This window comes from Microvirga puerhi (assembly GCF_020089865.1).
GTDB classification, from domain to species: domain Bacteria; phylum Pseudomonadota; class Alphaproteobacteria; order Rhizobiales; family Beijerinckiaceae; genus Microvirga; species Microvirga puerhi.
This window is the reverse complement of record NZ_JAIRBM010000004.1, coordinates 46590-71275: the sequence shown is the minus strand read 5'-3', so window position 1 is coordinate 71275 and position 24686 is coordinate 46590. Positions and strand designations below refer to the sequence as shown.

At 60.7% G+C, this 24686-nt stretch carries 21 protein-coding genes; 17 read left to right on the top strand and 4 right to left on the bottom strand.

Annotation, left to right across the window (positions count from 1 at the left end; all coding sequences use genetic code 11):
* Nucleotides 1–8 precede the first annotated feature (8 nt).
* Both K9B37_RS06540 and K9B37_RS06535 read left to right on the top strand, forming a co-directional pair.
* Entirely contained in the window at nt 9–359 is a 351-nt protein-coding gene (locus tag K9B37_RS06540) for a GFA family protein (RefSeq protein ID WP_224312264.1), read from the top strand.
* Nucleotides 360–519: 160 nt separating this feature from the next.
* A complete protein-coding gene (locus K9B37_RS06535) occupies nt 520–3282 on the top strand; it encodes a hybrid sensor histidine kinase/response regulator (protein WP_224312262.1) in 2763 nt (920 codons plus the stop codon).
* A gap of 34 nt (nt 3283–3316) precedes the next feature.
* Here the strand turns inward: K9B37_RS06535 and K9B37_RS06530 are convergent, their stop codons facing one another.
* The gene (locus K9B37_RS06530) at nt 3317–3721 is read right to left on the bottom strand and encodes a hypothetical protein (protein WP_224312260.1); all 405 of its coding nucleotides are present in this window, start codon (nt 3719–3721) and stop codon (nt 3317–3319) included.
* Nucleotides 3722–3875: 154 nt separating this feature from the next.
* On the opposite strand from K9B37_RS06530, the gene K9B37_RS06525 reads away from it, so the two are divergent.
* From K9B37_RS06525 to acuI, 6 genes are all read left to right on the top strand, one after another.
* Nucleotides 3876–4682, top strand: coding sequence for a helix-turn-helix domain-containing protein (locus tag K9B37_RS06525; RefSeq protein ID WP_224312259.1), 807 nt, complete (start codon nt 3876–3878; stop codon nt 4680–4682).
* 119 nt (nt 4683–4801) lie between these two features.
* A complete protein-coding gene (locus tag K9B37_RS06520; RefSeq protein WP_224312257.1) occupies nt 4802–5992 on the top strand; it encodes a cell wall hydrolase in 1191 nt (396 codons plus the stop codon).
* Between the two features lie 84 nt (nt 5993–6076).
* The gene (locus K9B37_RS24870) at nt 6077–7477 is read left to right on the top strand and encodes a M10 family metallopeptidase (protein WP_369414235.1); all 1401 of its coding nucleotides are present in this window, start codon (nt 6077–6079) and stop codon (nt 7475–7477) included.
* A gap of 117 nt (nt 7478–7594) precedes the next feature.
* A complete protein-coding gene (locus K9B37_RS06510) occupies nt 7595–8836 on the top strand; it encodes an MFS transporter (protein WP_224312255.1) in 1242 nt (413 codons plus the stop codon).
* 128 nt (nt 8837–8964) lie between these two features.
* Nucleotides 8965–11199: a hypothetical protein gene (locus K9B37_RS24585; protein ID WP_305072132.1), complete on the top strand. Its 2235-nt coding sequence runs from the start codon at nt 8965–8967 to the stop codon at nt 11197–11199.
* A gap of 216 nt (nt 11200–11415) precedes the next feature.
* Entirely contained in the window at nt 11416–12402 is a 987-nt protein-coding gene (acuI, locus tag K9B37_RS06500) for an acrylyl-CoA reductase (NADPH) (RefSeq protein WP_224312253.1), read from the top strand.
* Nucleotides 12403–12413: 11 nt separating this feature from the next.
* Here acuI and K9B37_RS06495 read toward each other — a convergent pair whose 3' ends face one another.
* Nucleotides 12414–13334: a LysR family transcriptional regulator gene (locus K9B37_RS06495; protein ID WP_224312250.1), complete on the bottom strand. Its 921-nt coding sequence runs from the start codon at nt 13332–13334 to the stop codon at nt 12414–12416.
* A 172-nt stretch (nt 13335–13506) separates the two neighbouring features.
* On the opposite strand from K9B37_RS06495, the gene wrbA reads away from it, so the two are divergent.
* Nucleotides 13507–14106: an NAD(P)H:quinone oxidoreductase gene (wrbA, locus tag K9B37_RS06490; RefSeq protein ID WP_224312248.1), complete on the top strand. Its 600-nt coding sequence runs from the start codon at nt 13507–13509 to the stop codon at nt 14104–14106.
* Nucleotides 14107–14127: 21 nt separating this feature from the next.
* On the opposite strand, the gene K9B37_RS06485 is transcribed toward wrbA, so the two are convergent.
* The gene (locus K9B37_RS06485; protein WP_224312508.1) at nt 14128–15096 is read right to left on the bottom strand and encodes an L-threonylcarbamoyladenylate synthase; all 969 of its coding nucleotides are present in this window, start codon (nt 15094–15096) and stop codon (nt 14128–14130) included.
* A gap of 107 nt (nt 15097–15203) precedes the next feature.
* Here K9B37_RS06485 and K9B37_RS06480 point away from each other — a divergent pair, with 107 nt between their 5' ends.
* From K9B37_RS06480 to K9B37_RS06465, 4 genes are all read left to right on the top strand, one after another.
* Complete coding sequence (locus tag K9B37_RS06480; RefSeq protein WP_224312246.1) at nt 15204–16985, top strand: acyl-CoA dehydrogenase family protein; 1782 nt, start codon at nt 15204–15206, stop codon at nt 16983–16985.
* A 4-nt stretch (nt 16986–16989) separates the two neighbouring features.
* Entirely contained in the window at nt 16990–17820 is an 831-nt protein-coding gene (locus K9B37_RS06475; RefSeq protein ID WP_224312245.1) for an SDR family oxidoreductase, read from the top strand.
* A 75-nt stretch (nt 17821–17895) separates the two neighbouring features.
* Nucleotides 17896–18885: a magnesium transporter CorA family protein gene (locus K9B37_RS06470; RefSeq protein WP_224312243.1), complete on the top strand. Its 990-nt coding sequence runs from the start codon at nt 17896–17898 to the stop codon at nt 18883–18885.
* A gap of 10 nt (nt 18886–18895) precedes the next feature.
* Entirely contained in the window at nt 18896–19642 is a 747-nt protein-coding gene (locus K9B37_RS06465; protein WP_224312241.1) for an SOS response-associated peptidase, read from the top strand.
* Nucleotides 19643–19682: 40 nt separating this feature from the next.
* On the opposite strand, the gene K9B37_RS06460 is transcribed toward K9B37_RS06465, so the two are convergent.
* The gene (locus K9B37_RS06460) at nt 19683–20603 is read right to left on the bottom strand and encodes a LysR family transcriptional regulator (RefSeq protein WP_224312239.1); all 921 of its coding nucleotides are present in this window, start codon (nt 20601–20603) and stop codon (nt 19683–19685) included.
* Nucleotides 20604–20795: 192 nt separating this feature from the next.
* Here K9B37_RS06460 and K9B37_RS06455 point away from each other — a divergent pair, with 192 nt between their 5' ends.
* The 4 genes from K9B37_RS06455 to K9B37_RS06440 are packed head-to-tail and all read left to right on the top strand — an operon-like array spanning nt 20796 to nt 24680.
* On the top strand, nt 20796–21770 hold the full coding sequence (locus K9B37_RS06455; RefSeq protein WP_224312237.1) for an ABC transporter permease: 975 nt from the start codon (nt 20796–20798) through the stop codon (nt 21768–21770).
* On the top strand, nt 21767–22669 hold the full coding sequence (locus tag K9B37_RS06450; protein WP_224312235.1) for an ABC transporter permease: 903 nt from the start codon (nt 21767–21769) through the stop codon (nt 22667–22669). The genes K9B37_RS06455 and K9B37_RS06450 overlap by 4 nt, the downstream gene beginning before the upstream one ends.
* An 11-nt stretch (nt 22670–22680) precedes the next feature.
* Entirely contained in the window at nt 22681–23655 is a 975-nt protein-coding gene (locus tag K9B37_RS06445) for an ABC transporter ATP-binding protein (RefSeq protein WP_224312234.1), read from the top strand.
* Entirely contained in the window at nt 23652–24680 is a 1029-nt protein-coding gene (locus tag K9B37_RS06440; protein WP_224312233.1) for an ABC transporter ATP-binding protein, read from the top strand. Before K9B37_RS06445 ends, K9B37_RS06440 begins: the two co-directional genes overlap by 4 nt.
* Nucleotides 24681–24686: the final 6 nt, after the last annotated feature.

The window sequence follows — 24686 nt, the reverse complement described above, 5'->3', positions numbered from 1 at the left end:
GGAACAGGATGCTGCACAAGGGATCGTGCCATTGCGGCAAGGTGACGTTCGAGGTCGAGACCGACCTCGAACAGGTCATGGAATGCAATTGTTCTCATTGCAGCCGCAAGGGATACCTGCTCAATTTCGTCCCGCGCACCTCCCTGACGGTGATGCAGGGTGAGGGTGAACTGTCGACCTACACCTTCAACAAGCACGCCATTCAGCACCGGTTCTGCCCGACCTGCGGCTGTGCTCCCTTCGCTTTCGGCCGCAATCCGGGCTCTGGCGAGGAAACGGCGGCCATCAATGTACGCTGCCTGGAGGCTGTCGATCTGAAGGCCCTCAAGCCGATTCCCGTCGACGGGCGCAGTTTCTGACAGAGCCCGGTGCGGCTTCGCACCCTGTCGGCGGACCCTGCAGTTGCATTGTTATAGAATAGCATTTATGTAGATGTTGCCTGTCCATACGTCAGCGATGGACGATCACGAACGTCACGAAGGGGGCCGGGTGGCGGCCAGCTCCTCTTGAAAGAGCAAGATGCCGCAGAGCCTCGGCACGCAGCAGGATATTGCTGTTCCTCGCCCGATCGCATGCCCAGCCGGAACGAACGAGTTCGGTCATTCCGGCTCCGAAGCGTCCGCGCTGGAGATTCTGGCGCTGGCGCCCGGCTTTCTTTGTCTGCTGCGCGGACCAGCTCATAAGATCACGTGGACGAACCAAGCCTTCGGTCAGTTAGCCGGGCATCGGGACATCATCGGCTCCTCCATTGCAAGTCTGACTGTCGCATCCGCTTCGCCGCTCGGCGAAAGTCTGGAGCGCGCCTATGCGACGGGCGAGCCCTTCAGCATCCAAGGATTACGGGTCGACCTTCAGCGCGAACCAGAGGCTCCTGTCGAGGAGCGTTTCATCGATTTCAGCGGTCGTCCCATTCTCGGTTCAGGGGGGCAAGTCGAAGGGGTCGTCCTGCAAGGGCTCGACGTGACCGAGCGCGTCCGTTCGGCATGGGCCCTCAAAGCTGACAGCGAACGTGCCGACCATATTCTCGATCTTCTGGGTGACGGTTTCGTCGCCTTCGACGAGGACTTTCGTGTCGTCAAACTCAATACGGCGGCCCTGAAATACGATGGCCGTCAGGAGCACGAGATCCTCGGCAGGACTCACTGGGAAGCCTGGCCGACCTCCGCCGGTTCGATACTGGAAGAGGCCTATCGCCGCTGCCAAAGGGAGCAGGTGCCGGTCACGATCCTGCGTCGCTATCTTGGCTTCGGCAAGGACCGGTGGCTGGAACTGCGCATCTGCCCGGTTCCCGGCGGAATCGTCAGCTTCTTCAGAGATGTCACTGAACAGAAGCTTGCGGAGGAAGCCGTGCGCGCCAGTGAGGAGCGCTTCCGCGCCCTCGTCGAGGCGGTGCCGCATCAGGTCTGGGAGGCTGGCGAGACTGGCAAGGCCGAATGGTTCAACGGGCGCTTCTACGATTACACCGGCACCACCGTCGATGCGCTTGCAAGCGGTGCCTGGCACGGCGTCATTCATCCCGACGATGTCGCGGCAACCGCAGCGGCCTGGCAAACTGCACTCGACACGGGCACGGTTTTCGAGAGCGAGCTTCGCCTCAAGCGCACGAGCGACCAATCCTATCGTTGGTTCCTGTCGACGGGGGTGCCGATCCGCGACGCAGATGGCAAGGTCATCCGCTGGATCGGAACGAACACCGATATTCACGACCAGAATGTCGCCGCGCAGGAACTCGAGGAAATGAACGCTCAGCTCGAAGAGCGCGTTTTCGAGCGTACGCGTGAGCGCGATCGGATATGGCGGCTTTCCACCGATCTCATGATCGTACTCGACGCGCGCGGCTCCGTCGTAGCGGCAAACCCGGCCTGGAAGGCTCTGCTTGCGTGGGATGAAGGCGACCTCACGTCGATGCCTTTCTCCCGTTTCTTGTCGAGCGATGAAGACGGTCATTGCTTTGCAGTGACAGGCAATCGAGGCGGACCGCTGCGCTGTGAAAATCGCATTCGGCACAAGGACGGGTCTTTCCGGTGGATCTCCTGGACGGTCGTTCCAGACGAAGGCTACGTCCACGCGATCGGACGCGACATCACTGCCGAACGTGAGGCTGCGCAAGCCTTGCTCAAGGCTGAAGAAGCCTTGCGGCAATCCCAGAAGATGGAGGCGGTTGGTCAACTCACCGGCGGCATCGCTCACGATTTCAACAATCTGCTGACGGGGGTCATCGGAAGTCTCGATCTGATCCAGACCAGGATCGCTCGGGGCCAGGGAGACCAGGCTGGCCGCTATATCGAGGCAGCCCTCTCATCAGCCAAGCGTGCCGCCTCCCTGACCCATCGCCTTCTCGCTTTCTCGCGCCGACAGCCGCTCGATCCGAAGCCAGTCGACGCCAATATGCTCATTGCGTCGATGGCGGACCTCTTGCGTCGCTCGACCAGGGAAGCGATACGTGTCGAGGAGCGTTTTGCGAAGAAACTCTGGATGACGCATTGCGACGCGCATCAACTGGAGAATGCCGTCCTCAATCTGGTTATCAATGCACGCGATGCCATGCATGATGGTGGGCAGATCATCATCGCGACAGAAAACCTTGCCGTCGAGGATGGCGAAATGGCAACTCAACTTGGCTTGGGGCAGGGACGGTACGTGTCTCTTTCCGTCGCCGACAATGGGGCTGGTATGTCTCCGGATGTGGTCGAGAAGGCGTTTGAACCCTTCTTCACGACTAAGCCGATGGGGCAGGGGACAGGGCTTGGGTTGTCGATGGTCTATGGCTTCGTGAAGCAGTCGGGAGGGCATGTCCGGATCGAGTCTGCGCCTGGGTGCGGCACGACCGTGACGATCTATCTGCCGCGTTACACGGGTCCGGATTCACCGCAGGCTGAAATTCAGGCCGGAGCGATCGACGGTCGGACGACCACGGGTGCAACGATCCTTGTCGTCGAGGATGAGCCGGTGGTTCGGGCGCTCGTGGTGGAAATGCTGCAGGAGACTGGTTATCGGGTTTTCGATGCGGCAGATGGACCGGAGGGGCTGCATCTTCTGCAGTCGTCTCTGCCAGTCGATCTCCTCCTGACCGACGTCGGACTTCCGGGCTTGAATGGACGTCAGCTTGCGGATGCCGCGCTGGCGATGCGGCCGGATCTGAAGGTCCTCTTCATGACCGGTTATGTGGAAAGCAATCTCCTGAGGAAGGGCTTTCTTGGACCTGGTATGGAGGTGATCGCGAAGCCGCTCGCCTTCAATATGCTGATCGAGAAAATCGAGGCGATGATCCACAGGACCTGACGGATCATCGCAAGATTTGGCGAGGAAACTCGCGTCAGGCAGCGAACGCCATTCTTGAGCGCCGCAGGCCGACATATTGCAGCTCCGCATACATGAGGACCACAAGCCCTTGCGCAATCACGAAGGCATAGCCCGCGCGGGTCGGCTCGACCCAGCCGCTGACAAGAAGCAGCAAGCTGTCGAGAGCCCAGATGGCGTTCCCGATGATCACGGCCCAAACCATTGCGCGTGGCAGGCGTTCGCGAAGCCCGAGAAAGCCCACGAGTGCGGCGTATGGCAAAAGAGCGGTCCCCGACAGCCGCAGCAACAGGTCCCGCAGTCCGAGGAGGGACGAAAGCGGTCCGCCCGCGAGAAGCATCAAGAGCCCGCATGCGGCGCTCGTCGAGGCATCGGCGACCAGGGCCTGACGCAGAAGGGGAGAGGAAACGATGACAGGCATGACAAGCTCCTTCGAGATGATCGGCGGTCTCCGGCGAAGGGCTTTGCGCCACCCCGTCGATCGACCATGCCCATCACGATGATCAGCTCCGCGAGGCACGTCGATTACCTCGCAGGTCATGGAAGCGGGCGGGACCTTCCGCTATCGTGCAGCCATGACCACACCAGCTTCCACTGTCGGCGATCACCTGCGCGATTGGCGCCAGCGTCGGCGCATGAGCCAGATGGACCTCGCGCTCGAGGCAGACATCTCCACCCGCCACCTGAGTTTCATCGAAACCGGACGCTCTCAGCCGAGCCGCGAGATGGTGCTGCATCTCGCCGATCGACTCGAAGTCCCCTTGCGTGAGCGCAACATCCTGCTTGTCGCGGCGGGATATGCTCCGGTCTATTCCCATCGACCCTTTGAGGATCCGGCGCTTCAGGCGGCCCGCCAAGCCATCGATCTCGTCTTGAAGGGACACGAGCCCTATCCTGCGCTGGCCGTGGACCGTCATTGGTCGCTCGTTGCCGCCAATGGCGCTTTGATGCCGCTGGTCGGCGCGGTCGATCCCGGGCTTCTGAAGCCACCGGTGAATGTGTTGCGCCTGAGCCTTCATCCGCAGGGAATGGCATCGCGCATCGTCAATTTTCCGGAGTGGCGCGATCATATTCTTGCGCGCCTGCACCATCAGGTGGAAGTGACCGCCGATGTGACTTTGATGAAGCTGATGGACGAGCTTCGGGCTTACCCGCCCCCCTCCGGAACGTCGCGTCCGCCTCACCCGCGACAGGATTATGCGGGTGTTCTCGTGCCGCTCCGGCTCCGGTCCGAGGACGGCATCCTCACTCTCTTCAGCACGACGACGGTTTTCGGGACGCCCATCGACGTGACCCTTTCCGAACTCGCCATCGAGGCGTTCTTCCCGGCCGATCCGGAGACGGGAGCCCTTCTGCAGAAGGCGGCGGCGCGCCTGCCTTAACCGCGCATCAACCTTAATCGGCGATAAACGATTCAAGCCGGAGCCCTCCTCGTGAGGGCTCTCCGTAACAGTGCTTGTAGGGTTTGGGTCGCGTGCGTTTTCGGAATCGTCGCTCTCGGGTGAGATGGATCTGCGCCACCACGGCGCCCTGGGCGCTGGCGGCCGGACTGCTGGTCTCCTTCACGGCCGCCGCCAGCAACGACGTACATTCCGGCTTCAGTTTCACGCCCCGCAGCCCAGTCGCCCGCTTGGCCGATGCCGGGCTCGTGCCGCCGATCGCCTCGGCTGCGCTCGCCAGCCGGCTCGACCTGGGTCGGGATATTCTGCGCTCGACCCCACGTTATGACCTGACGGACGAGGCGACAGCGCGCGGTGAGCCGTTGCGAGCCGAGATGAAAGCGGGTGCCGGCAGCTATCCGGTCGCGGATCGCAGCACGAAGGGTGGGCGTGCGGTCATGCGTAGCGCCACCCTCTCGGACCGAGCGCAGGAGATCCAAGCAAGTCTGAGCCCTTCGGCAGGCCGCCTTCTGTTCAGCCGAAACGAGAACCTGCTGCCGCCGACGATCCTCATGGAGGGACGGCTTGAGGCACCCGAAATGGAGCAACGCGGCTTCGAGCCCTGGCAAGCCCCGGAGTTGACCACGACCCGGCAGGCAACCTCCATCCAGTCGCCGACCGCCGCTGCGGCGGGTTCGACTGGAGCGGCCGCGAGCCAGACGACTCCGCTGGTGAAGCGCGCCATCGTACTCTCGTCGACGACGCCCACGCCTGCGGATGCGACGCCGATCGAGATTGCGGCCGCACCTGTATCCCGGATCGACAAGAACGGGTTCGGCGTCACGTCTCTGACCCGTTCGGACGAGGATCGGCCGCGCTATGCGGACCTCATCGATCCCGACAATCTCAGCAAGGAGCAGCGCTGCCTTGCCGAAGCGGTCTATTTCGAAGCCCGCAGCGAATCGGAGGACGGGCAGGCCGCCGTCGCTCAGGTGGTTCTGAACCGCGTGAAGAGTGGACTCTATCCTTCGACGATCTGCGGTGTCGTCTATCAGAACCGCCATCGTCATCTGGCCTGCCAGTTCACCTTCGCCTGCGAAGGCAGAGCGCTGCGCGTGACGGAGCCGGAATCGTGGGATCGTGCAAAGCGTATCGCCACAGCGGTTCTGGAGGGCAAGACGTATCTGGCCGATGTCGGTGGGGCGACCCACTACCATGCGGATTATGTGAGACCCTATTGGGCCAAGCGCCTGAAGAAGATGGACGTGATCGGCCGACACATCTTCTATAAGTTGCGCCCCGGCCAGACTTAATTTCCCCTAGGGCGTGTTTTCGAGCACTTTTGCCGCGATCTTAATATTATAGTGTTCCGTCGTTGAGGAATGCGAGGACACATCGTGGCCGCGATAAAAACGAATGTTCCCGGCTCGGGCTATGGAAACGCCTATGTCGATTCCCTCATCTGGGGTGGAACGGCCTGGGATACAGACAAGGGGCCGATCCGATATCTGTTCGGCAATCGGACGAATTTCGCTGCAGCGAGCAAGATGCACGGCCCGAGCAGTTATCTTTGGGAGGCGAAAGATGCCGAAGCCTGGACGGGCGGAGAGATTCGAGCGTTCAAGGCAGCGATATCGATCTATGCCAAAGTCTGCGGACTGACCTTTGCTCCGGCCACTTCCGCTGCGGACGCCGACATCGTGTGGTGGAAGACCGACATCTGGGACGGTTCGGCGGGCGTTCACGAAACGCCGAATGAGGGTCCTGAATGGGGGTATTTCAATCCGACGGAGGATTGGCAGAACCTGAGGCCCGGCGGCGACGGCCGCAATACGATCATGCATGAGCTTGGACATGGCATGGGTCTCGCCCATCCTCACGACGGCGGCTGGAGGAGCGATGCAACGCGCTTTCCCGGAGTTTCGTCGTCGGCTGACACGGGGCGATACGGCCTCAATCAAGGCGTCTGGACCGTGATGTCCTACAATTCGGGATGGGATCACCGGGACCATGATGCGACCTATGGAGCCCAGGGCGGGCTTGGTGCGCTCGACATCGCGGCCCTTCAGGCGCTTTATGGGGTCAACCTCCGAACGGCGACCGGCAAGAATCTCTACTCTTTGCCGACGCAGAACGGTTCCGGTACGGGCTGGTCCTGCATCTGGGATGCCGGAGGCGTCGATACGCTCAGCGCTCTCCACGCGCGCCAAAGCGTCATCATCGATCTGCGCCCCGCGACCGTCCGGGATAACGACCCTCATGCGGGCGGCTATATTTCATCTCAGTCCGGGGTAGCGGGCGGCTTCACGATCGCAAAAGGGGTCGTGATCGAGAACGCTGTCGGCGGCATCGGCAACGACCGGATCAACGGAAATGCCGAGGCCAATCGCCTGCGTGGCATGAAGGGCAACGATACGCTGCACGGATATGACGGAGACGATCGATTGGAGGGCGGAGCCGGGCGCGACGTTCTTGTCGGCGGCAATGGGCACGACACTTTCGTCTTCGACACGAGGCCCGATAAGAGCAATATCGACAGGATCGAGGATTTCCATCCGGGAGAGGATATCATCCGTCTCGAGGATGCGATCTTCACCGCCCTAACTCCCGGAATTCTTGCCGAGAACCTGTTTCGCAACGGAGGAAGAGCGCTCGATCGTACCGACCATGTCCTCTACGATGCGAAGACTGGCGTTCTGGCATACGATCCCGATGGATCAGGGCCGAAAGCGTCCATAAAGATCGCCATTCTCAAGAGCCAGCTCGCCCTGCATTCCAGCGACTTCATCGTGATTTAGACCAACGGCAAAGGCTTCGGTCCATTAGCGTTGCTTATGCACCACGCAATAAACATTCGATATTGTTGATGGTCGGCATGCGCTAGTATCCGCCTCCCTCGATTCGAGAGTCGCGACATGTCCGAGCCCGTCTCCCGCTCCCGCTTTTCCCCTGAACTCGTTGTTCTCGCTGGCTGTTTGATCGCTCTGATCACCTTCGGGCCCCGGGCTTCGGCAGGGCTGTTCCAGATTCCGATGACCGTCGAGTATGGCTGGGGGCGTGACATTTTCGGCCTCGCCATTGCCGTGCAAAATCTCCTCTGGGGGCTCGGCCAGCCCTTTGCCGGCGCAGTCGCCGATCGTTTCGGCGCCTTCCGGGTGTTGTGTTTCGGCGCCGTCCTCTACGCGCTCGGCCTCGTGGTCATGGCTTATGCCTCAACGCCGGCCATGCTTCATCTCGGGGCTGGCGTTCTGATCGGCTTCGGCCTGTCGGGCTGTTCCTTCAATCTGGTGCTCGGCGCCTTTAGCAAGCTGCTGCCGGAAGCCTGGCGTCCCATGGCGTTCGGCGCCGGGACGGCGGCAGGATCATTCGGGCAATTCCTGTTCCCGCCCATCGGCAACCTGCTCATCGATTCGCTCGGCTGGCATCAGGCTCTCCTGATCTTCGCCGCGAGTGTGCTTCTTGTGCTGCCCCTGGCGGTCGCGCTTGCGACGAGGCCCGTCGAAGCGTCCGCGCGGAGCGGTCCTGCGCCGATCCCCGGCCAGTCGATCCGCCAAGCCCTTGCGGAAGCCTTTCGACATCGCTCCTATGTGCTGCTGGTGCTGGGCTTCTTCACTTGCGGCTTCCAGCTTGCCTTCATCACCGTCCACCTGCCGGCCTATCTGCGCGACGCCGGCCTTTCCGCCGCCGTCGGCGGCTGGACCCTTGCCGTCATCGGGTTGGCGAACGCTTTCGGATCCTTGACCTCCGGCTGGCTATCCACCCGCATGTCGAAGCGCTGGCTGCTCGCCTGGATCTATCTCGGACGCGCCGTTGCCATTGCGGTTTTCATCCTTCTGCCGGCGTCTCCCGCGACCTCTATCGCCTTCGGTGTGGCCATCGGCCTCCTGTGGTTGTCGACGGTGCCGCCGACTTCGTCCCTCGTGATGCTAATGTTCGGCACGCGCTATATGGCCATGCTCTACGGCTTCGCCTTCTTCTCGCATCAGGTCGGCGGCTTCCTGGGCGTCTGGCTCGGCGGTGTTCTCTACGAAGCCTATGGCAACTACACCTTGGTCTGGTGGCTTTCGATCGCACTCGGCGTCGCCTCAGCTCTCATCAACCTGCCGATCCAAGAAAAGCCCGTCGAGCGGACGGCCGGTCTGCAGCCGGCCGAGTGATACAGGCTCCCTCAAAGTAGGTGCACTGACGGAGATTATATTTCCGATTTTATGGTGTTGCGGGCAAAGAAAGTCATTGCGTAATTTTTGTAATGTTATTACGTAAAAAGCTTTTAGGGGGCCACACCATGATCTCTATCGAGAATCTCAATCAGGACCATCAGCGAGTTGGCGCACAGCAGACCGCAAGCCTTGATGCATTTTCCAATGCGATTGTTAACGCAACAGGAACTCTGACCCAGCTGTCGGTCAATGCGGGCACATTAAATTGGGCAGCTGCGGATAAGTTAAGTCTCGATACGTCCGGATCGATCACCCTGTCTAACGGCTTGGCGCTTGACAGCAAATTGTCAGTTGCCGGAGTTGAAATTGGGAAGGTGACTTACTCCGAGACCCATGCTTTCGCTTTTGCCTTCAATCAGTCCGCCACTGCGGGTCTCGTACAGCAAGTCATCCACGCCCTTCGATACACGAATGAACGGAGCGATGACTCCTACTTGGATCAAAAATCCTTCGAAATTCTCTTATTTGGCGACACTTCTCAAAATGAGATTGCTGTTGCCAATACCGTTGTGACTGTTGCGCCGCAGAGCGCGAATGTTCTGACACCGGGCACCGATGCCTATGTAGGGACAAATGGAGACGACATCTTTGTTTCAGATGACGTCTCGCTCAACTTAGCCGACAGCCTCGATGGAGGGGGTGGTGTCGATACGCTTCGCCTCTTCGGGCGACCAGACTTCGATCTCGCCTCTCTTTCAGTTCTGAGCCACATCGAGAAGATCCAAGGATCTTCGCAGGGGCTTCAAGGGCAACGTATCATCATCTCCGATGCCAACTTGGCCGATGTCGAAACGATCGCGGGCGGGGCATCCGAATCCGACACGCTTGAGTTGCGCGGTACGACCTTTGACGTTACTGCAAAATCCATCTCGGGCTTCGAGTCTATCGTGCTCGCTAGCGATCAGGCAGAGATCCAGGTCGCCAGTAAAGAACTTGCTCTTATCGTCCGGGGCATCGACGCTCAGAACGATCACCTCACCTGGACAGGGGGAACGTTTTCGTTCTCGGAAAGGCAGCAGCTCCACAAGCAGGGTATCGACAAAATCACTGATGCGAGCGGAACTTATACGGATCTTGCCCCGGTTATTACAGGGCTCGACGGCGATCAAGCGACTGTGACGCTCGCTTCGTGGAAGGTCTTTCTCGATGCGAAGAATGACGTAGCGATTACCGATGACGATAACAACCGGATTTCAACTCTGTCCGTCAAAGTCGTTAATGGAAATCCCTTTGTCGATCTTCTGGGGCTTGAGGTATTGCCTGGAAACGTCGAGCTGGTCGGCGGGTTTTCATTGGGAGCCAGAGTTTTCGTTAATGGTTTTCAAGTAGGCGTTATCTCTCAACTTTCGCAGACCGAAATTATATTTGACTTTAGGGACTATTTTACCTCTGGGCAAAGCGTGAGCAAACTCATTCAAGCCCTTACCTATACGTCCAAAGATGCGACGCCTGTTGCGGGTGCTGAAAAGACCATAGAATTTACGGTTGCGGATGAGGGTGGGCGCTATTCCAAGGCCACCGTTCACGTTGAGTTGGCCAACGAGCGCCCGACCGATATCACACCGTCGCAATTGAGCGTTTCGGAAAATGCCGCTTCCGGCTCCTTGGTCGGACAATTGAGCGCTGTGGATCCCAACAAGGGAGACGGAGCGACATACAAGTTGATCGACGATGCAGGTGGGCGCTTTAAGTTGAGTGGTGGTCAGCTTCTTGTTGCCGATGGTACGAAACTCGACTTCGAGCAAGCCGCGTCTCACGCCGTCAAAGTCTTGGTGACGGACACCCATGGCCTGACTTTAGAGAAGACACTTCAGATCGCCGTCAAGGACGTCAGTGTCGAAACGGTCATAGGAACGGCCGCATCAGATACGATCAAAGGTGGGAATGGTGACGATCGCTTGTCTGGAGAGGGTGGCGACGATCGGATTTACGGTGGCGGTGGCAAGGACGTTCTCACTGGCGGAGCCGGCAAGGACGTGTTCGTGTTCGACACCACGCTGAACAAGAAGACCAACCTCGACAAAATCGTCGACTTTTCCGTCAAGGACGACACGCTCTGGCTCGACAATGCCGTGTTCAAGAAGCTCGGCAAGGGCAGCGAAGCCAAGCCCGGCAAGCTCAACAAGGCGTTCTTCACCATTGGCGATCATGCCAAGGACAAGAACGACTACCTGATCTACGACAACAAGAAGGGCGTGCTGTATTACGACGCCGACGGCGCGGGCAAGGGCAAGGCGGTCGAGATCACGACCCTCAAGAAGGGCCTCAAGATGACCGCCGCTGACTTCTTGATCATTTGAGAGGCAGAAAGAGCTGGACGGTCGATGGCGGCCTGTCCAGCCTTTTCCCGATTTCATATCTCCCGAATCCACATTCCGCCGGTCCGAGGGAGCCAAGGGGCATAAAGGATCGGAAGCCAATTCTTTGATCTTCCCCCTTCGTCGGAATTCCTGCGTTGCATCCTTGCCCTTGTCCACCGTGACGCCACAAATGGAGGGACGAGGCGGAGGAGCGGAATGGGAACGTTCAAAGCGATCGTGATCGATAAGACCGAGACAGGACAGCAGGTTCGGTCGAGGGACTTCGACGAAGCCGATCTGATGGAAGGCGATGTCACCGTTCGGGTGGCCTATTCCACGCTTAATTACAAGGACGGGCTGGCGCTTACGGGCAAGGCTCCGGTCGTGCGACGATTTCCGATGATCCCCGGCGTGGATCTGGCCGGAACCGTCGAGCATTCTTCCCATCCCGACTTCAAGCTCGGCGACTCGGTCATTCTCAATGGCTGGGGGCTTGGGGAGACGCATCTCGGAGCCTATGCCGAAAAGGTCCGCGTTCGTGGCGAATGGCTGCTGCATCTGCCCAAAGGATTGACGCTCCAACAGACCATGGCCATCGGCACTGCAGGTTACACGGCCATGCTGTGCCTCATCGCCATCGAGCGGCATGGGCTGCGCTGCCACAGAGGCCCTGCCATCGTGACGGGGGCGGCAGGTGGTGTCGGTTCCGTCGCGATCTCCCTTCTGGCTCGCGCTGGCTGGCATGTGATCGCCTCCACGGGCCGGCCGCAGGAGGCGGATTATCTGAAACATTTGGGAGCGGCGGAGGTCATCGAGCGTAGCGAACTGACTGGACCTGCTCGTCCGCTGGGCAAGGAGCGCTGGTGTGCGGGAGTCGATACTGTTGGATCGCACGTCCTGGCGAATGTGCTCTCGATGACGAAATACGGTGGGGCAATTGCCGCATGTGGCTTGGCTGGCGGCATGGATCTGCCAGGCTCTGTGGCGCCGTTCATCCTGCGGGGCGTATCGCTTCTGGGGATCGACTCGGTGATGACGCCGCGGAATTTCCGTCTGGAGGCCTGGAGTCGGCTCGCGCATGATCTCGACTTGGTCAAGCTCGAAGCGATGACCACGACCATCACGCTGGATCAGGTCGTGGATGCGGGCCAAGCAATCATGGAGGGCAAAGTGCGCGGACGCATCGTGGTGCAGATCGGATGACCGGCGGCGCCTCAGGGCGCTCTGGCACCGCTTCCTTCGATCCATTTCTTGTGTCGGCCGATCTCTGTTGCCATGAAGTCCATGAATGCCCGAACGCGCGCCGATTGGCGCAGGTCAGGATGGGTCAGGAGCCACAGGCCGGCCGAGAAGTCGGGATTGACGTCCGACAGGCGCACCAGATTCGGCTTGGCATCGGCGATGAAGCAGGGCAGGGGCCCGATGCCGAGACCGACCTCCACCGCCTCCGCAAGGCCTAGAACCGTGTTGACCTTGTAGGCGATCTGCTCGTGCGGGACGCGATCCCGCACATAGCGTGCCGCCTTGAGGGTCGAGAGATTGTCTCCGAGCGCGACCCATGGGCGTTGGAAAACGGTGGGGCTGTCCAGCACGTCTACCGGCTGCGGGAAATCCTGCCTGCGCCCATAGATCGCCCAGGCGATGGTTGCGACACGCCGGCCCACGAGAGTTTCCGGCGGGTTGTCCGTTGCGCGGATCGCTACGTCCGCATCGCGCTTCGAGAGGTTAAGGGCCTGGTTGGCCAGCACCACGTCCAGCCTCATTTCCGGACAGGCTTCGAGAAAGCGATTGAACAGAGGCGTCAGCATGTGGACGAGCAGGGTATCGTTCGTCGTCACCCTGAGCTCTCCCGTCGGTGCCACGGCCTGCCCCGCCAGCTTGCGGGTAAAGGTCGCGACGTTCTCCTCCATATGCTCGGCGAGCGCCGTCATCTCTTCCCCGGCCGGGGTCAGGACATATCCGGTCCGGTGCCGCTCGAAGAGCTTGACGCCGAGGCTATCCTCCATCTGACCGAGACGCCGGAAAACCGTGGAGTGATTGACGCCGAGGCGCTCAGCAGCGCCGGCCAGCCCATTGGCCTCGGCGATGATCTTCACGAGTCTGAAATCGTCCCAGACAAGGTGCTGTTTCGCCACGACTTTGCATCCGTGCAAGGTAGGTCCTGCAAGACTAACACTAGTCTTGCAGTCTGGAAAGATTATCCTGCGTAACCATAGCAATTGCGGTGGATGATTTCGACCGGCACGCCCTCCTGCGTGCCCGGCGCGTTGTCCTGCATCATCTCATCAAGGCATTTCGGAGGATCTGATGGCCAAGGTTCTGGTTCTTTACTATTCGACTTGGGGGCATATCGAGAAGATGGCCTACGCGGTTGCCGAAGGCGTCCGCGAGGCAGGCGCCGAGGTCGTCGTGAAGCGTGTTCCGGAACTCGTACCCGAACAGGTCGCCAAAAACGCACATTACAAGCTCGATCAGCCAGCCCCCATCGCGACGGTCGATGAGCTTCCGCAATACGATGCGATCATCTTCGGCACGCCGACCCGCTACGGCAACATGACAGCCCAGATGAAGAACTTCCTCGACCAGACCGGCGCCCTCTGGGCGAGCGGGGCGCTCGTCGGCAAGGTCGGATCGGTGTTTGCTTCGAGCGCGACCCAGCACGGCGGCCAGGAATCGACGATCCTCACCTTCCACCCCGTGCTCCTGCACCTCGGTTTCATCATCGTCGGGCTGCCCTACGCCTTCGCCGGTCAGATGGGTGTCGAGGAAGTGAAGGGAGGCTCGCCTTATGGTGCGTCGACCATCGCCGGCGCCGATGGGTCGCGTCAGCCGAGCCAGGTCGAACTCGAGGCCGCCCGTTATCAGGGCCGCCACGTGGCGCAGATCACTAACAAAATCGCAGGCTGATCCGGGGAGGTCGAGTTCGTTCTATCGTTCCGCCGCAGCCCGCTGGAGACGGTCGTTGATCGCCTCCCCGAGCCCGATTTCCGGAATGGGGGAGACGGCGATCACGCCCGCACCGGTGACGTCGAGACGTCTCAAGAACGAGAAGAGATGGGCGGCGGCCTCGGCGAGGTCGCCGCTTTCGCTCAAGTTAAGAATTGCCGCAGCATCCTTGCTGCCTGCCGGCAGGTTGGGGCCGAACAGGAGGGCCGCTTCGCCGGGATGGATCGTGGTGGCGCCGAGGCGCACGCGAGCACGCGGCGCGTAATGAGATGCAAGCATCCCCGGAGCCACAGGATTGTCGCCCGGTTCGGAGGCAGTCTCGAGCTTTCGCCCGATCACGGCCTCGATGGATTCCCGCGTCACGCCGCCGGGACGCAGCAGGCGCGGAACGCCGTCGAGGCAAGAGACGATCGTCGACTCGACGCCGACCGGTGTCTCGCCACCATCGAGAACCGCGCTGATCCGCCCATCGAGATCGCCGAGAACGTGGTCTGCGGCCGTCGGGCTGACACGCCCCGAGCGATTGGCAGACGGGGCGGCGACCGGGCGGCCGACGGCCGCGAGAAGCGCGTGGGCAAGAGGATGGGCCGGAACCCGGAGTCCCACACTGTCGAGGCCGGCGCGGGCAAGGTCTGACACTGTGCAGGTCGATGCACAAGGAACCACGAGGGTCAGTGGTCCCGGCCAGAAGGCTTCGGCCAGCAGGCGGGCCGCATCATCGAAAATGCCTTGATCAAGGGCCGTGGAATAGCTGTCCACGTGGGCGATCAATGGATTGAAGCTTGGGCGCTCTTTAGCGGCGTAGATTCTGGCGACCGCTTCTGCATTCGTCGCGTCGGCACCAAGGCCATAGACAGTTTCCGTCGGGAACGCGACGAGCTCGCCCTTCTTGAGGATTGCCGCTGCTCGGGAGAGGCCTAAAGCGTCCGGCTGGAGACGTTCCGTCACCATTGACCCTTGATCGTTCACGTCTAAACTATCCCTCTCTGTCGCTGGGCGGGTTTAGCTGCGCAGCAACTTGCGTCAATATCAAAAGCCCTCCGCCGAAAGGGAACACGATGGCCTATCACGCCCCGGTCTCCGATATTGCCTTTACCATGCGCCATGTGGCGGGTTTCGACCGTGCTGTCGAGGACGGGCTTTACGGCGACCTTTCCGTGGACTTGGCGGAAACGATCCTGGAAGAGGCCGGTCGCTTCGCTGCCGATGTCATTGCCCCTCTCAATCGCGAGGGTGACAAATACGGAGTGACTCTGGTGGACGGCATCATCACGACAGCTCCGGGGTGGAAGGAAGCCTATACCGCCTGGACGGAGGCGGGTTGGAACGCTCTTCCGGGACCAGTCGATTTCGGCGGTCAGGGCCTGCCGACCCTTCTGAACTCTGCTTGCGTCGAGATGTGGAATTCCGCTTCCATGGCCTTCGGCATCGGGCCGATCCTGACCATGGGGGCCATCGAGGCGCTGGTGGCGCACGGCACGGACGACCTTCGTGCACGTTATCTCGAAAAGCTCGTCTCCGGCACCTGGACCGCGACTATGAATCTCACGGAGCCGCAGGCTGGTTCCGATCTCGCGGCGATCCGCTCCCGTGCCGAACCTGTAGGCGACGGCACTTACCGGATCCGGGGCCAGAAGATCTTCATCACCTATGGCGAGCATGATCTGACGGACAATATCGTCCATCTGGTTCTGGCGCGCCTGCCCGACGCTCCGGCCGGAACGCGGGGAATCTCGCTTTTTCTGGTTCCGAAATTTCTGCCGGATGGCGCACGCAACGATCTGCGCTGCGCCGGGATCGAGCACAAGCTCGGCATCCACGGCTCGCCGACCTGCACCATGGTATTCGGAGACCATGAAGGAGCCATAGGTTGGCTCCTCGGCGAGGAAAACCGTGGCCTCAACTGCATGTTCACGATGATGAACAATGCCCGTCTGGCGGTCGGGCTGCAGGGCGTCGCGATTGCCGAACGCGCCTATCAGCAGGCGCTTGCCTATGCCAAGGAACGGCGGCAGGGCCGAGCGCCGGGCGCTGCTGGCGATGGAACGAGCCCCATCGTCGATTATCCTGATGTGCAACGCAACCTTCTGACCATGAAGGCGCTCACAGCCGCCTCGCGGGCAATCTGCTACATGACCGCAGCCGCCATCGACCGCGCCCATCGGGAGCCGGGGGAAGCCTCTCGCCGCAGAGCGCAGGAACGCGCGTCCCTTCTCACGCCGGTCGCCAAGGCCTTCTCGACGGATGTCGGGGTCGAGGTAGCATCCATCGGTGTCCAGGTTCATGGAGGAATGGGCTACGTGGAAGAGACGGGCGCGGCGCAACATCTGCGCGATGCACGCATCGCCCCGATTTATGAAGGCACCAACGGCATTCAGGCCATCGATCTCGTCATGCGCAAGTTGCCGCTCTCCGGCGGCGACACGGTCCGGGCGCAGATCGCCGCCATGCGCACCACGGTGACGCGCCTGATGAAGGAGGGAACACCGCTGTTCGGCAATACGGCGCCGCGCCTGCGAGACGCCGTCGAGAGCCTCGACCGGGCGACCGGCCATCTCCTGAAACTGGTCCTTGCAAATGTGCCAACGGAGGCGCTCGCGGGTGCAACGCCCTATCTGCGTCTCTTTGCCCTTGCGCAGGGCGGAGCCGCCCTGGCCGATGCGGCCCTCGCCGCCAATCGTATGATGGGAGAGGGCGATAGCGATCCGGCCCAGGGAAGCCGTATCGCCCTTTGTCGGTTCTTCGCCGAGAACATCGCAGTTGGCGCGAGGGGACTTGAGGACCAAATCCTGAGCGGCGCAGGCTTCGTTCAGGACGCTGCCGTTGCCCTCGCGAGGTGATGTCATGAGCCTGAAAGACAAGACCCTCTTCATCACCGGCGCGTCCCGCGGCATCGGTCTCGCGATCGGCTTGAGAGCCGCACAGGACGGCGCCAATATAGTGATCGCCGCGAAGACGGCGGAGCCGCATCCCAAGCTGCCGGGTACGATCTATACCGCCGCAGCGGAGATCGAGAAGGCGGGTGGTAGGGCATTGCCCCTCATGGTCGATGTCCGTGACGAAGATGCGGTCAAGGGTGCTATCGCTACGACGGTGGAGGCCTTCGGCGGGCTCGATATCGTGGTGAACAACGCGAGCGCCATCAATCTCAGCCGCACGCTGCAAATCGACATGAAGCGCTTCGATCTGATGCATCAGATCAACACGCGCGGCACCTTCATGGTGTCGAAATATGCGATCCCCCACCTGGAGAAGGCTGAGAATCCCCATATCTTGATGCTGTCGCCGCCCCTCGACATGAAAGAGAAGTGGTTCGCGCCGCATCTGGCCTATTCGCTCGCGAAATACGGCATGAGCCTGTGCGTCCTCGGACTTGCAGGGGAGTTGCGGGAAAAGGGGATCGCGGTCAATGCCCTGTGGCCGCGGACGACGATTGCGACGAGCGCGGTGAAGAATCTGCTCGGCGGTGACGAGATCGTGCAGGCGAGCCGGATCCCCGAGATCCTGGCAGACGCCGCTCATGCCATCTTCGAGAAGCCAGCGAGGAGCTTTACTGGCCGGTTCCTGATCGACGACACTTTCCTGAAAGAGGAGGGAGTGACGAATTTCGAGAAATACCGGGTCGACCCGACGAAGCCGCTGATGCCGGATTTCTTTGTGCCTGACGATGCCTGAGCGGATGAGACTCCGGCGCACTCGCACCTGTCACAAAAAAACGCTAATGCTCCTTTGTCACAAACGGAGACAGGCATGATCATCGTCCACAAGCCGACAGAGGATGGAAAGTTCGAATCGCTGGAGCGCCAGATCGTGCAGCCGGGCGAATCCATCCCGGACGACGCCTTGTGGATCGATCTGATCGAGCCGGCCCGCGAGGAGGATCGCCTTGTGGAACGTCACCTCGCCATCGAGATCCCGACCCGGGAAGAGATGGCCGATATCGAGCCGTCCGAAATTCTCTATCGAGAGAACAACGCCCGTTACATGACGGCACGCGTGCTGTGCAGTTCCGATACGGAGACGCCGAAGCTCATTGACGTCTCGTTCATCCTGACCGACCGTGCGCTCGTGACCGTACGCTACGGAGAGCCGCGCTCGTTCGCCATGTTCACGGCGCGAGCCATGAAGCCTGGCGGCTGTCGCCCCCAGCCCGAGGCCGTGCTCGACGGATTGATTGAAACCATTATCGACCGCGCTGCGGAAATCCTCGCTCAGATCGGGGCACGGATCGATCGGCTATCGCAGTCGATTTTCGACAACGATCGGCTCGGGACGCGTCGGGCTGCAAGTTTCCGCGCCGCTCTCAAGTCCATCGGCCGCAAGGGTGATGTCATCTCGAATGTCCGCGAGAGCATGGTATCCGTCGAGCGCCTGCTCCTGTTCCTGTCGGCCAGCATGCCGCGCCCACAGAAGGCGAAAGGGTTCCAGGCTGAATGGCGCACGACCATCCGCGACGTTCAGTCCATCGAGGAGCACGCGACCTTTCTCTCGAACAAGCTCCAGTTTCTTCTCGACGCGACACTTGGTCTCGTCACCATCGAGCAGAACGACATCATCAAGCTCTTCTCGGTGGTGTCGGTGATCTTCTTGCCGCCGACCCTCGTGGCATCCATCTACGGAATGAATTTCCAGATCATGCCCGAGTTGCATTGGAAACTCGGCTACCCCTTCGCCATCGTGGTGATCGTCGTCGCTGCGATCCTGCCTTACGTCTTCTTCCGTTGGAAACGTTGGCTCTAAGGACGTCCTCATGTGCGGCCGCTATGCAGTGACTTTGCCTCCGGAGGTCTATCGCGAGATTTTCGGCTATCCGGAACAGCCCAACTTTCCGCCGCGCTACAATGTCGCTCCGACGCAGCCCGTTCCGATCGTCCTGGAGGAGAGGGGGGAGCGCCATTTCAGGCTGGTACGCTGGGGATTCCTGCCTTCCTGGGCAAAGGACCCCAAGGACTTTCCGCTTGTCATCAATGCGCGGGGCGAAACCCTTGAAACCAAGCCGACCTTCAAGGCTGCCCTGAAGCGGCGGCGCTGCATCTTTCTTGCGGACGGATTCTATGAGTGGCAGCGACATGGGCGCGAGAAGGCGCCATTTCTGATCCGCCAGCGCAACCGCCGCCCAATGCCGCTGGCGGGGCTTTGGGAAACCTATACCGATCCGGCCGGCGGCGAGATCGATACGGCGGCCATCGTGACGACGGACGCCAACGGCGTGCTCTCCGCCGTGCATGACCGGATGCCGGTGATTCTTTCAGGCAAGGATATCGGTGCGTGGCTGGACGTGCGCGACGAGAATGCGAGCCATGCCCTGAAGCTCGTGCGCCCTTGCCCGGAGGAGTGGCTCGACATGGTTCCGGTCAGCCGCAGGGTGAACAAGGTCGAAAATGACGATCCGGATCTGCAAGAGCCACTGCCCGCACCGGAAGCCGCTCCTGTTGCGGAGAAGCGTCGGTCGAAGCCGCGCTCCAGCGACGAAGACGAGCAGGGCAGCCTGTTCTGAATGATCCGTCGGGACGCTTGAAAAGCAGCACGAGGCTGAGTTAGGTCGCCTCGATGCGACTTGTTCCGTCGGCTTCGGTCATGACTTTCTGGACGAAGATCTCCACGAAATCCTCTGCAGCCCGTGAGGGCGGCAGACCCGGAAGGCTGACGATCCCGTAGTCCAGAAATCGGGTTGGGCGAAAAGGCCGCATCTGCAGCTCCGTCGAGCGGAAGAAACTTGCGATCAAAGCCGGAACCACGGCCACGCCGAGACCTGCGGCTGCACAGGCGCAGGCGGCCTCCACCGAATGCACCTCCACGCGGCAGTGATGAGGCGCTCCAGCCTCGCGGAGCTCGTATTCGAGTTCGTGGCGTGCGGACCTCTGACGACCGAGCAGGATAAGATCATTTCGCGCGAGATCTTTCAGTTTGATCTGCGCTTTTGCAGCGAGCGGATGGTCTTTCGACATCACGCAGGTCGTCTCTCCGCGTAAAATGGGCCTCACGGAGAAACCTGCATCCTCTGTCGGCAGACGGATGAAGCCGATATCCGCGCTGCGCGCCTGGATCATCTGCTCGATTGCCCCATAGGGTCCGGAAAGGGTTTCGACGACGGCTCTCGGATAGGACTTGAAGTATTCCGCCAAGACTCTGGGCAGGACCGTTGTCGTGATGCTGTGGGGAAAGGCAACGCGCAGAAGTGTATCGCCTCCGGAGCCCGATTTGATATCCACGGCCTTCCGTTTGACGCGGGCCAGGACCTTGGTAAGTTCGTCCACTTCCGGCAGCAGCGCTTTCGCTTCGGGCCTCGGAATGAGCCGCCCTTTGTCACGAATGAACAGCTCGAAGCCGATTTCGGATTCAAGCCCCGTGAGATGCCTGCTGATGGCCGATTGGGAAATCCGCAAGATTGTAGACGCGCCCACCGTAGAACCGGTGGCAATAACAGCCCTCAGGACTTCGAGTTGCTTGAGATTCATAACCTAGGCGACCCTGTATGCTTTTTCAAAATTTCATTACCCTATCTCATTTCCTCATACTATTGCGCCCTTCGTCCGGCGATGCGTAAGTGCATCGTGTCATTTTTATGAAGGCGTGTTGATGCAACATCATCCGCGAGATTTTGCGGGCATTCGCCGGAGCCATGTAATCCATGGGCGGGAGCGTCGTTCATGATCGTCTTCATTATCCGGCGCTTGTCGCAGAGTATTCTTGTTCTCTTCCTTACCTCGATCATCGTCTTCGCCGGCATCTATGCCATCGGGAATCCAATCGACATTCTGATTGCCGGCGACGCGACGGCCGCAGAGCGTGAGCAGGCCATCCGCGCGCTCGGGCTCGACCGTAGCCTTCTGGAACAATACGGCACCTTCATCTGGCACGCGCTTCAGGGCGACCTCGGTCGCTCGTTTGTGTTCAATCAGCCCTCAATCAACCTGATCCTCAGCCGTATGCCGGCGACCCTCGAGCTCGCATTCGTCGCGCTCGCACTATCGCTCTGCTTGGGCATCCCCTTGGGTCTGTGGGCAGGCCTCAGGCCCAATACGGCCCTCGACGAAACCGTGATGACCGGGTCCATTCTCGGCTTCAGCCTGCCGAATTTCTGGCAGGGGATGATGCTGATCATGATCTTCTCGGTCTGGCTCGGATGGCTTCCTTCGACCGGACGTGGCGACGTCGGCAGCTTTCTGGGAATTCACACAAGCCTGGTGACTTGGTCAGGCGTGACTCACCTCATTCTGCCGGCGCTCAATCTGGCCCTGTTCAAGATATCGCTTGTGATCCGCCTGACGCGAAGCGGCGTGCGCGAAACAATGCTCCTCGATTTCGTGAAGTTCGCGCGAGCCAAGGGACTGACGGAACGCCGTATCGTTCTCGTGCACGTGCTCAAGAATATCCTCATTCCCATCGTCACCGTCGTCGGCGTCGAATTTGGCAGTCTCATTGCTTTCGCGATCGTGACCGAGACGATCTTCGCCTGGCCCGGCATGGGTAAGCTGCTGATCGACTCGATCATGCGCCTCGATCGCCCCGTCGTCGTAGCTTATCTGCTGGTCGTCGTGACGATGTTCATCCTCATCAATTTCATCGTCGACATTCTCTATTCCCTGCTCGATCCCCGCATCCGCCTCGGAGATGCTTCATGACCGCGGTAACCCTTCCGAGGCTAGGCGCGGAGACGCTGTTCGGCCGTGCTCTGCAGGGACTTCTCAAGAGTCCCAAAGCCACCGTTGCCGCCGTCGTGTTCCTGTTCCTGCTGGCTGCCGCGATCATCGGTCCCTGGATCGCGCCGCAGGACCCCTACGACCTGATGCAGATCAGCATCATGGATGCGAAGCTGCCGCCGGGATCGGAGAGTCTTTCGGGAGGCATCTACTGGCTTGGCACGGACGGGCAGGGACGCGACATGCTTTCCGCCATGATCTACGGGCTGCGCACGAGCTTGGCCGTGGGCGTCGTCAGCGGCGTTGTGGCCCTCGGGGTCGGCACCACGCTCGGCCTCATCGCCGCTTATTTCGGTGGGCGCGTAGATACCCTCATCATGCGCCTTGTCGACTTGATGCTCGGGTTCCCCACCATTCTCGTGGCGCTGATGCTGCTCGCCACGATCGGGCAGGGCGTCGGAAAGGTGATGTTCGCGCTGGTTCTCGTGCAATGGGCCCTCTTCGCCCGTGCCGTCCGTGGCGCCGCGCTCGTCGAGAAGGACAAGGAATACATGGAAGCCGCTGCCTGCCTCGATCTCGGCAAGGCGCGAATTCTCTTTGGGCACTTGCTGCCCAATTGCCTGCCACCGCTCATCGTGATCGGGACGCTGCAGGTCGCGAATGCCATTTCCGCCGAGGCGACTCTGAGCTTCCTCGGAATCGGCCTGCCGATCACCGAGCCATCCCTCGGTCTTCTCATCGCGAACGGCTACGAGGTTCTCATGTCGGGTCAGTACTGGATCAGCGTCTATCCCGGTCTGCTGCTCGTCCTTCTCGTGTTCAGCATCAACATCGTCGGTGATCGTCTGCGCGAAGTTCTCAACCCGCGCTCCGCGAAGTAAGGAAGAATGCGATGACCAGTCCGGTGCTGACCGTCGACAATCTCCAGACGCACTTCTTCTCCGAGAAAGGCATCGTCAAGGCCGTTGACGGCGTGAGCTTCGATGTCAATCGCGGTGAGGTGCTGGGCCTTGTCGGCGAGTCCGGCTCCGGCAAGTCGATCACGGGTTTCTCGATCCTTGGGCTCATTGATCCCCCTGGCCGAGTCATTGGCGGCAGGATCCTCTTTCAGGGGCAGGATCTCGTAGGGCTCTCCGCTGATGAGATGAGGAAGCTGCGCGGTCGGCGGATCGCCATGATCTTCCAGGATCCGATGATGACGCTGAACCCGGTCCTCAGCATCGGAACGCAGATGGTCGAGACAGTCCTCGCCCATGAAAATGTCAGCGCGGCGGAAGCACGTGCGCGGGCGCGCGACACTCTCGGCATGGTCGGCATTCCATCGCCGGAGGAACGGCTGGCGGCCTATCCGCACCAGTTCTCGGGAGGCATGCGTCAGCGCGTCGCCATCGCCATTGCCTTGCTGCACCGTCCCGATCTGATCATCGCCGATGAGCCGACGACGGCCCTCGACGTCACGATCCAGTCGCAAATCCTCAACCAGATCCAGAGCTTGTCAAAGGACCTCGGCATGGCTCTGGTGTGGATTACGCATGATCTCGGTGTCGTCGCTGGCCTCGCACAGCGCATCGCGGTCATGTATGCGGGCCGCATCGTTGAGATCGGCGAAACGAATGAGGTTCTCGACAGATCGGCTCACCCCTATACGCTCGGGCTTCTGCAATCGGTTGCGGCAAATGTTCCGCGTGGCGCACCTCTCAAGGCGATCCCTGGAATGGCACCGCCGCCGCTCAATCGACCTTCGGGATGCGCGTTCAGGACACGCTGCGCGTTTGCAACGAAGATCTGTGAAACGGAACCGGTCCTCGAAAGCGCCGGCACCCAGGCCTGGCGCTGTTTCCATCCTCAGGCGCGGAGAGCCGCATGAGTCCGCTCGTCGAAGCCGCCGGGCTTTCTAAACGCTTCGTTCGTGATCTCGATTACGCGGAGCGCCTCGCGCGCCTGCTCGGCGCCGATCTTAAGCCCCAGGTGGTCCACGCGGTCGATCGCGTCGATCTGAAAATCATGCCGGGCGAGGTGGTAGGCCTCGTTGGCGAGTCAGGTTGCGGAAAATCGACCTTGGGTCGCATGCTGGCAGGCATCATGCCGCAGACAGAGGGAGAGATTCTCTGGAAAGGCCGCGATCGACGAAAGCTCGACCGTCGGGATGCTCGCACGGCGCGTCTCACTGCGCAGATGATCTTCCAGGATCCGATGTCATCGCTCAATCCGCGCAAGCGTGTGATCGACATTATCGGCGAGGCTCCTGTGGCCCATGGCATCATTCCGCGGCGGGAGCGCGATGCTTATGTCGCTGGTCTTATGGAGCGCGTGGGACTCGATCCAGCCTATAAAGAGCGCTTTCCGCACCAGTTTTCCGGAGGGCAACGCCAACGGATCGGCATTGCTCGCGCTCTTGCGGTCAAACCACAATTCATCGTCTGTGACGAATCCGTCGCCGCGCTCGACGTGTCGATCCAAGCACAGATCCTCAACCTTTTCATGGAACTGCGGCGTGAGCTCGGGCTAACCTATCTTTTCATCAGCCACGACATCGGCGTCGTAAAGCATATCAGCGATCGGGTTGCGATCATGTATCTCGGTCGCATCGTGGAAAGTGCTTCGGCGGAGGCGTTCTTCTCGCAACCGAACCATCCTTATACGGTGGCCCTCCTTCAAGAGATTCCGACGATCGCCAACAGGCGACGCATTTTCTCACCGATCAAGGGCGAGATTCCGTCGCCGCTTCATCCTCCCAGTGGATGCCATTTCCATCCCCGCTGCCCGCACGCGTTCGACCGATGCCGGCGCGAGGCACCGACGCTGCGGGAAATCGCACCGGGTCATATCAGTGCATGCCATCTCAATGACGAGAAGGCGCACCCTCCACAAAAGACAACCGCCTTATCCTGATCCAGA